Origin of the sequence: Prosthecobacter sp. (assembly GCF_044378005.1) — a bacterium.
Classification (GTDB): Bacteria; Verrucomicrobiota; Verrucomicrobiia; order Verrucomicrobiales; family Verrucomicrobiaceae; genus Prosthecobacter.
Genome location: NZ_JBILYB010000188.1, coordinates 1 through 9,757 on the forward strand (window position 1 = coordinate 1; position 9,757 = coordinate 9,757).

Consider the following 9,757-nt stretch of genomic DNA (forward strand, 5'->3'; position numbering starts at 1 on the left):
GCCATTTGGGTTCGGCCCCATCTCGAATCCGACCAGCGGCTCGATGGCCGAATCGGCGAAGGCAGTGTGACAGATTAGCGAGGCAACGACAGCGGGGAGAAGAGTGCGCAAAAGCATCGAAGTAAAACTCCGCTCATACTGTGCCGTGATGACGCTGCAATGCGCAGAATGCTACAAATCATGCTCTATGCGCGAAGTCGCATATTCACCGCTTCGAACATGGCGGTGATTTGGTCGGTCATCGTGTCCAGCATTTCGTGGAATTTGGCCTCGCGTGCCGCCACTCGCATCTCGGCGAGGGTGAGGCCGCTCTTCTCGCGCAAAGCAGGGCTGCATTCGCCGTCGATGAGCTGCATGGAGGTGATCTCATCCAGCGCATGCTGCTTCACCCAGCGGCGGTTTTCCGCCAACACCGCACGGAGCGTGGCGGCAGATTCAGGCTTCCAGCCATCGGGGAAAAGCTTGGCGAGCTGTCCATGCGGCTTGGCACAGCGCATGTAGTGGAGCTGGATGTCCTCCACAGGCGTCGCCGCCATTGCGGCCAGATCTTTCGCCCAGTCCATGCCCAGCTCGGCACTGCCGATGTCATGAAACGAGATCAAATCCTGCACCGGACGGTTCTTTGCCGTGTAGCGACCATCCACGAGCTTGAGTTCGATGCCCGGCTGCTGCCCTTTGATCAGGCTGTCTCCCACCACATGCACGATCCAGCCGAGCGTGTAGGCCAGTGCGCGTTCGTCTTTGCCGCCGAGGTCTGTGATGACAGACGCAAAGTACTCCGGCAGATGATCCCAGGGCACGCGCAGTTCCTTCTCCGTCTGCGTCCAGCCGAAGACGAGATGCGCGCGACCATAGAAGCGCTCATGCACTCGCGTGGCGGTGAGTGGTCCATCAGGCGTGACGAGTCGGAACTGCCGCACCGCACCTCCCGTGATCGGACTCCGCTCCAGCGGCACGGTGCCAAAGCCGACATCCTTGCCCGTATCCACACACACGGCCTCCGGCATGACCTGGATGTCGCTGCCGATGTAGGCACCTGCATGGAAGCTGGCCCGATGCGCCTGCATCACGCCTGCCCAACGATGCTTCTGCTGCACGGCCTCGCGCAGCGCCAGCTCAGCATAGAGGGTGTGTCCGATGATGCCGCTCATTGAGGGAGAACGGGGGCGGTGCGCTCGTGCGATTTGGTGACCTTCACGATGCTGCCATCGGACACAGCGGTGATGTTGCCATGAAAGGCGGTGACGAAGACATCCGCTCCGAGCTTGCCATAGACATCGATGGCTCGATCGCCCGGCGAGCGTGGATTTGGCGTGCCTGCATTGCTCGCGTAGTCGGCGAGGCAGGAGGCGATGACGTACTTCGGCATGAGCATCTTCGGGAAGTCGTAGCCTGGATTGAAGCCATGATGCGGTGCGGTGAGCACGGTCGTTTTGAGTTTCTCGGCAGGCACGTTTTGCTTCAGGAAAGTCTCGAACGCGCCGCCATACGAGTCACCGGGAAAGAGGAAGACATTCTGCCCGTGCTGCATGCGCAGGAGGAGTGAGTTCGAGTTCAGCAAGCCGTGCTCGCTCACCTTTGCGGGGTCGCTGTCACGGCTGATGAACTCCGCAGGTGGAGAAAGGATCTCCATCGCGAGCGAGGGATCGAGCTCCAGCTTCGCTCCATGAGTCAGCGCGCTGTATTTCGCACCGCGTTGCTGGGCGAGATCGCGCAGGCGCTTGTAGGCCAGCGTCTGGCCGCGCCCTTCGTAGCCATTGTCCACATACTCGCCCACGGTCCAGTTTTGCAGCAGCCACTCTGCGCCGCCGTAGTGATCCCCATGCGGATGACTGATGACGATGGCCGCGATCTCCGGGTAACCGCGTGCTTTGAGGAAAGGCGTGATCGTGTCGCGCCCGGCATTGTAGTCCTCGCTCGCACTCTTCTTCGTACCGCCCGTATCCACGAGCATGACCTTCTTCCCCGGCATCTCCACGATGGCCGCCAGCCCATGTGCTGGCATGTCCAGCCAAGTCACCGTGAGAGGCTCGGCGCCGGCCAGTGCCGCCACGCTCCAAAGGGCGATGAAGATGTGATTCATCCCAGGTGAACGCCGCCCTGAGTGACTCCTTGCCTGCGCTTGTCCTGCTTGAAGGAATCTTTTTGTGACGCATTCCCAAAGGACCGTGACGAAAGCGGGGGCACCACGAATTACAGGCGTGACAATCGGCCACCGTTTTGAGAAAACGCCCGCCGCTGGGCATCTCCCAGCATTCATCATCACCATCATCCACCCTTCATCTCCACTTATGAAGTTCCGCTCCCTCCGTCTCATCGTCGCGCTCGCCTTCATCGGAAGCAGCTCCGCCATCTTCGCCTCCGAAGTCATTGAGGACGCGATGAAAAAATACCACAAGGCCCCCGAAGGCACCGACCCGACCTGCAAAAAGATCAGCGCAGGCACCGCCTCCGATGCCGAGATAACCGACGTCCTGAAAGCCTACCAAGCCATGTGTGCGGAAGCTCCGCCGAAAGGTGAAAAAGCTGCCTGGGTGGAGAAGTGCCAGGCCCTCATCGCCGCCGTGAAGAAGATCCAGGCCAAGGATGCCGCTGGTGTCAGCGAATACAAAAAGGCCGTGAACTGCAAGGCATGCCACACTTCGCATAAGCCTGATTGATTTCTTTTTCATCGTGCTCCATAAGCGGGAGTCGCCAGCCATGGTGACTCCCGTTTTTCATGTCGCGAGTCCTTCACAGCCTTCTTGTTGCTGCCCTGATGATTTCCATCGGGCTGCACTGGGCTGTGCTGCAATCAGCCGCCTGGGTCGGCATGGCGGTGGCTTATTCCGTGGAGAAAGGCTCCGTCGTGGAAGGTCTCAGCGACACCTTCGATGGCGACCATCCCTGCCCACTTTGCAAAGCTGTGGAAAAAGGGGTCGAGTCTGAGCGGCAGCCCAAGGAAGGCCAGCCACCGCCCTCCAAGACGAAGGAGATGAAGGAGATGAAGCTCATGCTCGCCCTCGTCAGCATTCCACGATTTGTTTTTCCTCCGGTAGTGCCCGAAGCATGGATCACGACATCCAGCGCCGCTTTGAGCCGCCATGAGCGTCCCGTGACACCACCGCCGCAGCTCGGCTGCTGAGCGTTTGGAGCACCGTCTTTAGACGGAATGCATGACCGCCGAACCTGATCCAAGATCAGATGGCGATTTGGATCTGCTGCCTCAGCCCATCCTGGATTCAGGACGGTTCTCCCTGCTCAGCCAACCCACGCCTTTCCCGATGATCCGGGAGGGCGCTTCCAGCTAGTGGCTGCCCTCCTTTGTCGGGCGCTCCCATCCGGCCGTTTCCGGGTGGGGGCGACATCTCAACTCCCCGCCGCCCAGCGGGTCATTTCCTGGACTCGACCGCAAAAAATCCCCCTTCTTTTCAATGTCTCGTTTTCTTCTCTTTCTCTCCATCGCCTGCCTCTCCGCTGCTCAGGACGCCCCTCCTTCCGAGGTCATGACCAAAGGCCAGCAAGTCTATATGATGGTCTGTTTCGCCTGCCACCAGCCCACCGGGCTCGGCCTGCCAAACATGTTCCCGCCGCTCGCCAGTTCGGACTGGGCCTCCGCTTCAAAGCCGGACCGGCTCATTCGCATGGTGCTGCACGGCATCACTGGTCCCATTAAAGTCAACGGCCAGCCTTTCAACACCCCGGCCCCGCTGATGCCGCCGCAGGGAGCTGCCCTGAACAACGAACAAATCGCCTCCGTGCTCACCTACGTGCGCAATTCGTTCGGCAACAAGGCCAGTGTTGTCACGCCGGACCAAGTGCAAGCCATCCGCGAGGCCGAAAAAGCCCGCACTGCCATGTGGACCCAGGCTGAACTGGAAAAAATCCCTGTGAACTGACCCGCCATGAGCCATCACCCTCATTCTCCTCATGAAGAGAGTACTGGCGAAAAGCTCGCCGGACTCGGTTTCAGTGTCTTCGGGATCGCCGTTGCGGGTTTCGCCGCATTCTGGGGCCTCGCCTTCCTCTACGGTGGCTTTGCCGCAGCGCGTCCGCAGCCTGAGCCCAAACCAGCCGAAGTCGCCGCTGCTTTGGTGCCTTCGGCTCCCGAAGCTGCTTCACCAGCAGCGGCACCCGCGCCGACAGTCACACCCGCCCCCACTGCATCTGTGGCACCAGCTGTGGCTGATGCTGCGGCACTGCCAGGTTTTGAGGAGGGGAAAACCCTCTTCACCACCATTTGCGCCGTTTGCCATCAGCCAACTGGACTGGGCCTGCCCAATATGTTCCCGCCGCTGGCAGGTTCTGACTGGGTCAATGCTCCAGGCTCGGAGCGCCTGATCCGCATCGTGGTTCATGGCTTCCAAGGGCCGATTAACGTGAATGGCAAGCCCTTCGCGTCGCTTGCACCTATGATGCCACCCCAAGGTGCTCTGCCTGACAAGCAGATCGCCGCCGTGCTCACCTATGCCCGCAATGCCTTTGGGAACAAAGGCAGCGCCGTCACCCCCGAGCAGGTCAAAGCCGTCCGAGATGCTGAGAAGGATCGGGTGGCCATGTGGGATGAAGCCAGCCTGCTCAAAGTTCCCGTCATCGGGGCTCAACCATGATCACTGGCCCTCCCATCCCGCCTGTGCGCTTCGCGTGGCCCCGACAGGGGCTGCGCGTCAGGCATCAGGTGCCGTGGCTGCTCCTCGGCGGGCATTTGGTGTTTGCAGCTGGGCTGACCATCGCCTCGGCGCTCGCACCTCAGGAAAAGCCGCTGGACCCCGTGCTCATGGCCACCTCGGACGGGCTCGCCCATGGTGCCACGGTTTACCGCCGTGCCTGTGTCATGTGTCACGATGCCTCCGGGCTCGGCAAACCCCGGCTCGGCACGCCGCTCGTCGGTGCGCCCTGGCTGAAAACCTGCCGCAGTGAGCATCTGGCCGCCATCCTCCTGCATGGCGTCACCGGCCCCATACCGGGCACCCATTCAGCTCATCCCATCATGCCCGGCCTCGGCTCCTGGCTGGATGATCACGAGATCGCCGATGTGGCCACCTTTGTCCTCCGCACCTGGGGCACGCGGCCCGAGCGTGTCTCCGAGCTCACCGTCCAGGCTATCCGCCAGGCAAACCCGAGCCGCATGTCCCCATGGACGATCTCGGAAATGACCACCCGAGATCCCATCAAGCCGAAGCCCGTTCCCATCCCCTGATGTCCAACCAAGATCACGCTCCACCAAGCTTCAATCCCGTGCGCTTCTGGCTGCTCATGGGGGGCGTGATCGTGCTCGTCATCGGCCTGAGCATTGCCTACAGCCGCTTTCTCCAGACCGTGATCCCCAGGGCCGAACTGCCCGTCTTTGCCACGGTGAAGAGCGACCTCGAAGCCACCGAACGCAGTGGCAAATCAGTCCGCTTCTCCGACCTCAAGGGCAAGGTCATCGTCGCCGCTTATCTCTACACGCAGTGTCCGCATGGCTGTGCGGCGGTGACAGCGCAGTTGCAGAAGTTGAATCAAGAATTTGCCACGCATCCCGGCATCCAACTCCTTTCCGTCGCCATCCAGCCGGAGCGTGACAGCGTGGCGATGCTCAAAGGTTATGCCGAAGCCGTCGGAGCCACGGAAAAGTCGCCATGGTGGTTCATCACGGGGGATCGGCAGAAGCTCTGGGACTTCATGACGAAGGAGGTCGGCATGCTGCCCGCGCAACCCATCCCCGTGGATGAGCGCATCACGCCAGAGGACGAGTACGAGCACGATCTCCGCATCGCCCTCATCGACGGTCACGGCCATGTGCGAGGTTACTACGCCGTCTTCCATCCGCAGCCAGAGATCGCCGCTCTGATGTGCGAGCGACTCCACGACCACGTCCATCAGCTCCTCGATCACCCACATTCCTGATTTTATGAAAACGTTCCTCACCATCTTCTTCATCCTCGTCTGCCAAACCTTCGCCGCTGAGCCGGTGCAGCAGTATGAAGGCGAAATCGCGGGCATCTTTTGCAGTGCCTGCTCCAGTCATGTGAAGGCTGCGCTCTCGATGATCGACGGCGTGCAGGCGGTGAAAATCACCACCGCTGACAAAGGCGGACTGCCGAAGCTGAAGATCACCTCCACGAAGCCGCTTACCCGCGAGATGGCCGTCCAAGCGCTCGGTGAGAAGGCCAAGATGTATCACATCCAGTCGCTGAAACCCGTCACCCGCTGAACCTATGCGCGCACTCCTTTTCAGCCTACTTTTAGCCAGCAACACCTCGGCGGCCTATCAGCACTTCGAAGCGCGTCAGGTGCATCCTTTGGCGATGACGCCGGATGGCGCTCGGCTGGTCGCCGTCGATTCCTCGAATGCTCGCGTCACCGTCTTTGACCTCAGCAGCGGCACGCTGGTGCGGCTCAGCCAGATCCATGTCGGCCTGGAGCCAGCGAGCGTCCGTGCACGAACCAACGATGAGCTTTGGGTCGTCAACGAAGTCGGCGACAGCGTCTCCATTGTCAGCTTGAGCGCTGGAGCTGTGGTGGAAACCCTGCGCGTCGGCGATGAGCCCACGGATGTCGTTTTCGCCGCTGGCAAAGCCTATGTCGCCTGTGCTCGGGCAGGTCAGATCCGCGTGTTCGATGCCAGCACACGCGCTGCCGCTGGCACGATCTCGCTCACCGGAGCCTACCCCCATGCGCTGGCGGTGAATGCGGATGGCTCGCGAATTTATGCCGCCTTTCTCCAGTCGGGAAACCGCACCACGGTAATCAAGCGCGAGGTCGCGCCCCCTCAGTCTGCGCCGACCAACACCTCCCTGCCAGCCGGACCTGACACTGCGCTCATCGTCGCTGCGAATGATCCGCGCGTGACGAACACGATCCTCGACAACGACGTGGCGGAGATCAACACGGCCACCGACACGCTTGTGCGCTACGTCAGCGATGTCGGCACGAATCTCTTCGACCTCGCCGCGCGTCCGGGAAGTGATCAGATCTGGGTGGCGAATACTGAGTCGCTCAACCTCACGCGCTTCGAGCCGACTCTGCGCGGCCACTTCGCCGACAGCCGCCTTTCGATCATCACGCCTTCTTTGGTGACCACAGTCGATCTGAATCCCGGCATCGACTACGGCACTTTGCCTAACCCGACAGCGCAGGCCACCGCGCTCGCGCAGCCGGCAAGCCTCGTCTTTTCCGCCGATGGCAGCACCGCCTGGGTGGCGGCCTTTGCCTCGGATCGGCTGGCGAAGATCGACCCCGCCACGGGCAATGTCACCTCACGCGTGGACATCCGCACCGGAGCCGACACCGATGCTTCATCCATGCGCGGACCTCGCGGGCTCGTGCTCGATGAAGCACGCGGAAAGCTCTACTCGCTAAACAAGCTCTCCAGCAGCCTCAGCGTCATCGACACCAACACGCTGACTGTATCCAGCGAGCTCTCACTCAGCAGCTACGACCCGATGCCGAGCGCCATCCGCGCGGGTCGCGGCTACCTTTTCGATGCCCGGCTTTCCGGCAACGGCACCAACTCCTGCGGCATCTGCCATCTCGATGCGGACAACGACGGTCTGGCCTGGGATCTGGGCGATCCGGGTGGTGAAATGCTCACTGTGCTCGGAGCCAACCTGAGCGTCCACGACACCACGCCGCGCCCGCGTTCCATGCATCCGATGAAGGGTCCGATGGTCACGCAGACGCTGCGCGGGATGCAAAACGGCGATCCTTTTCACTGGCGTGGCGACAAGCCGACGCTGCAAAGCTTTAACCCAACCTTTGCCAATCTCATGGGCGGCTCCCAGATCGCGGCGGAGGACATGGACGACCTTGCCGAATACCTAAAATCGCTCGTTCATCACTCGAATCCGAATCGCAATTTGGATCGCAGTTTGCCGACGAGTTTCAGCAGTGGAAATCCGATCACAGGGCGCGATCTCTTCAACAATCACACCAAGTCTCACTGCAACGTCTGCCATTTGCTGCCTGAAGGCACGGATCACAACATCGACCTGCCGCAGGAGTCAGGACTCAGCCAGCCGGTGAAGACACCACCGCTGCGCACGACGTATCAGCGCATGCTTTTCGACTCGCGTGCAGGAGCTACGTCCGTGAGTGGCTTTGGCATGTTGCACGATGGCACGGGCGGCACCTCCATGCTTCCCACGGTGCATCCGTATGTGCTTTCGAACTTGGATACTTTGCAGGAACTCAGGGATGTCACGGCTTTCATCCAATGCTTCGATACCGGCACTGCTCGCACCGTTGGCTACAGCCGAACTGTGACGGCTGCAAACCGTGCCGACAGCGCCGTGATCACCGACATCGCTTTGCTAGAAGCTCGCGCGGCCACCACAGCGGGCGACTGCGATCTCGTCGTGCGCGGTGTCATCGGCAGCACGCAGCGTGTGCTGCGCTGGACGGGCACGGTTTATCAAAATGACAGCATCGCGGGCGGCACGATGACTCGCGCAGCTCTTCTCGCGGCTTTGAACGGCAATGATGCGATCACCTTCATGGGCGTGCTTCCCAGCACTGGGCCACGCTTCGGTGGTGATGAAGATGAAGACAGCGTTTTAAATGGCGACGACCCGAATCCAGGCATCGTGGACGGTCCGCCCAAGATCACGGAACAGCCGCAAAGTCTTGCCGTGGTGCCCGGTGCCCCTGCTACGTTCACGGTCGTCGCGGAGGGCATCGGCATCAGTTACCAGTGGAAGCTCGGGACGACGAACGTGGGCACGAATTCGCCGAGCTTCACCATTCCCGTGACCGTCTCGGGTGACTCAGGGAACTACAGCGTCGTCGTCAGCAACACCTACGGCAACCGCACGAGCAATGTCGTCGCATTGAACGTCGTGCCGCCGCCCGTGATCACGACGCAGCCTGTCGGCAGAATCGCGAACGAAGGTACGAACGTCAGCTTCAGCGTCACCGCCACAGGGAACAATCTCAGCTACCGCTGGAAGCGAGGCACCACCTTCATCGGCGGTGCCGACAAAGCCACGCTGCTGCTCGGTGGAGTTGGTGCGCAGGACATCGGCAGCTACAGCGTGGTCGTCTCGAATGGGGCCACCAGCGTCACCAGTGATGTCGTGGCTTTGGGCGTGAATCTCTGGCCTGTGATGAACGACCTGAATCTGCCCGATGCGGTCATCGGGCAGAACTACAGTTGGCAGCTTGGCGCGGTGAATGGGCCGACCAAATTCAGCATCCTCGGCCTGCCCACCGGCCTGACTTACAATGCAATCACCGGCTTGATCTCCGGTAAGCCCACGGTGGCGAAGAGCTTCACCGTGAAAGCCAGCGCTCTGAATGCTGCGGGCAACGGCTTGGCGAAAGAAGAGGTCATGGTGGTGCAGTCGTATCCCACGAGCGCGCTGGGAACTTACCAAGGCATCGTCCCACGCCACAGCGAGGTGACTTTGAACAACAACCTCGGCGGTCGTCTCACGCTCACCACAACGAACCTCGGAGCCTTCAGCGGCACGCTCGTGCTCGGCACCGTGAGTCATCCGCTGAAAGGTGCACTCGTCATGCTGCCGGACGCTGACCCTACCGGCAGCTTCAGCATCGTGCGAAAGAATCAGAACACGCTGAACCTCAGCTTCACGCTCCTGCGTGCCAGCCGCAGCCTCACCGCCACGCTCACCGATGGGACGAATCCTCTGACAATTACCGCCGCGCTGCCAGCCAGTTCGTTCACGCCATATGTCGGGAACTACACGCTGGCCATGAAGCTGGCGGCGGGTGATTTGAGCAATGATGCGAACCCGAAAGGTCACAGCGTCGGTGCTTTCAAAGTCTCCACAAAAGG

Annotated in this window: 10 protein-coding genes; 8 read left to right on the forward strand and 2 right to left on the reverse strand. The window is 61.1% G+C overall.

Translation table 11 applies throughout. The features are described from left to right. Window positions 1-185 precede the first annotated feature (185 nt). Complete coding sequence (locus AC6FTP_RS23555) at window positions 186-1,151, reverse strand: hypothetical protein (RefSeq protein ID WP_497209354.1); 966 nt, start codon at window positions 1,149-1,151, stop codon at window positions 186-188. Next, window positions 1,148-2,083 (reverse strand): ComEC/Rec2 family competence protein, encoded by a 936-nt coding sequence (locus AC6FTP_RS23560; protein WP_497209355.1) that lies wholly within the window; start codon window positions 2,081-2,083, stop codon window positions 1,148-1,150. Before AC6FTP_RS23560 ends, AC6FTP_RS23555 begins: the two co-directional genes overlap by 4 nt. A 208-nt stretch (window positions 2,084-2,291) precedes the next feature. Here AC6FTP_RS23560 and AC6FTP_RS23565 point away from each other — a divergent pair, with 208 nt between their 5' ends. The 8 genes from AC6FTP_RS23565 to AC6FTP_RS23600 all read left to right on the forward strand — a co-directional run. Beyond that, window positions 2,292-2,660, forward strand: coding sequence for a hypothetical protein (locus AC6FTP_RS23565; RefSeq protein ID WP_497209356.1), 369 nt, complete (start codon window positions 2,292-2,294; stop codon window positions 2,658-2,660). A 59-nt stretch (window positions 2,661-2,719) separates the two neighbouring features. After that, window positions 2,720-3,124 carry a hypothetical protein gene (locus AC6FTP_RS23570; protein ID WP_497209357.1) on the forward strand — a complete coding sequence of 135 codons (405 nt, stop codon included), beginning with the start codon at window positions 2,720-2,722 and terminating at the stop codon, window positions 3,122-3,124. Between the two features lie 289 nt (window positions 3,125-3,413). Further along, window positions 3,414-3,878 carry a c-type cytochrome gene (locus AC6FTP_RS23575; protein ID WP_497209358.1) on the forward strand — a complete coding sequence of 155 codons (465 nt, stop codon included), beginning with the start codon at window positions 3,414-3,416 and terminating at the stop codon, window positions 3,876-3,878. 6 nt (window positions 3,879-3,884) lie between these two features. Further along, window positions 3,885-4,589, forward strand: coding sequence for a c-type cytochrome (locus AC6FTP_RS23580; protein WP_497209359.1), 705 nt, complete (start codon window positions 3,885-3,887; stop codon window positions 4,587-4,589). After that, entirely contained in the window at window positions 4,586-5,179 is a 594-nt protein-coding gene (locus AC6FTP_RS23585) for a c-type cytochrome (RefSeq protein ID WP_497209360.1), read from the forward strand. The genes AC6FTP_RS23580 and AC6FTP_RS23585 overlap by 4 nt, the downstream gene beginning before the upstream one ends. Then, window positions 5,179-5,868, forward strand: coding sequence for an SCO family protein (locus tag AC6FTP_RS23590; protein ID WP_497209361.1), 690 nt, complete (start codon window positions 5,179-5,181; stop codon window positions 5,866-5,868). Before AC6FTP_RS23585 ends, AC6FTP_RS23590 begins: the two co-directional genes overlap by 1 nt. A gap of 4 nt (window positions 5,869-5,872) precedes the next feature. Next, on the forward strand, window positions 5,873-6,175 hold the full coding sequence (locus tag AC6FTP_RS23595) for a hypothetical protein (protein ID WP_497209362.1): 303 nt from the start codon (window positions 5,873-5,875) through the stop codon (window positions 6,173-6,175). 4 nt (window positions 6,176-6,179) lie between these two features. Beyond that, window positions 6,180-9,757, forward strand: a 3,578-nt coding sequence (locus AC6FTP_RS23600; RefSeq protein ID WP_497209363.1) for a hypothetical protein, incomplete at its 3' end; no start/stop codon positions are given.

Excerpts from the sequence above, each read along its gene's own strand:
- AC6FTP_RS23590 (WP_497209361.1), top strand. The coding sequence starts at position 5,179 with ATGTCCAACCAAGATCACGCTCCACCAAGCTTCAATCCCGTGCGCTTC.
- AC6FTP_RS23565 (WP_497209356.1), top strand. The coding sequence starts at position 2,292 with ATGAAGTTCCGCTCCCTCCGTCTCATCGTCGCGCTCGCCTTCATCGGA.
- AC6FTP_RS23570 (WP_497209357.1), top strand. The coding sequence starts at position 2,720 with ATGTCGCGAGTCCTTCACAGCCTTCTTGTTGCTGCCCTGATGATTTCC.
- AC6FTP_RS23560 (WP_497209355.1), bottom strand. The coding sequence starts at position 2,083 with ATGAATCACATCTTCATCGCCCTTTGGAGCGTGGCGGCACTGGCCGGC.
- AC6FTP_RS23595 (WP_497209362.1), top strand. The coding sequence starts at position 5,873 with ATGAAAACGTTCCTCACCATCTTCTTCATCCTCGTCTGCCAAACCTTC.
- AC6FTP_RS23555 (WP_497209354.1), bottom strand. The coding sequence starts at position 1,151 with ATGAGCGGCATCATCGGACACACCCTCTATGCTGAGCTGGCGCTGCGC.
- AC6FTP_RS23580 (WP_497209359.1), top strand. The coding sequence starts at position 3,885 with ATGAGCCATCACCCTCATTCTCCTCATGAAGAGAGTACTGGCGAAAAG.
- AC6FTP_RS23585 (WP_497209360.1), top strand. The coding sequence starts at position 4,586 with ATGATCACTGGCCCTCCCATCCCGCCTGTGCGCTTCGCGTGGCCCCGA.
- AC6FTP_RS23575 (WP_497209358.1), top strand. The coding sequence starts at position 3,414 with ATGTCTCGTTTTCTTCTCTTTCTCTCCATCGCCTGCCTCTCCGCTGCT.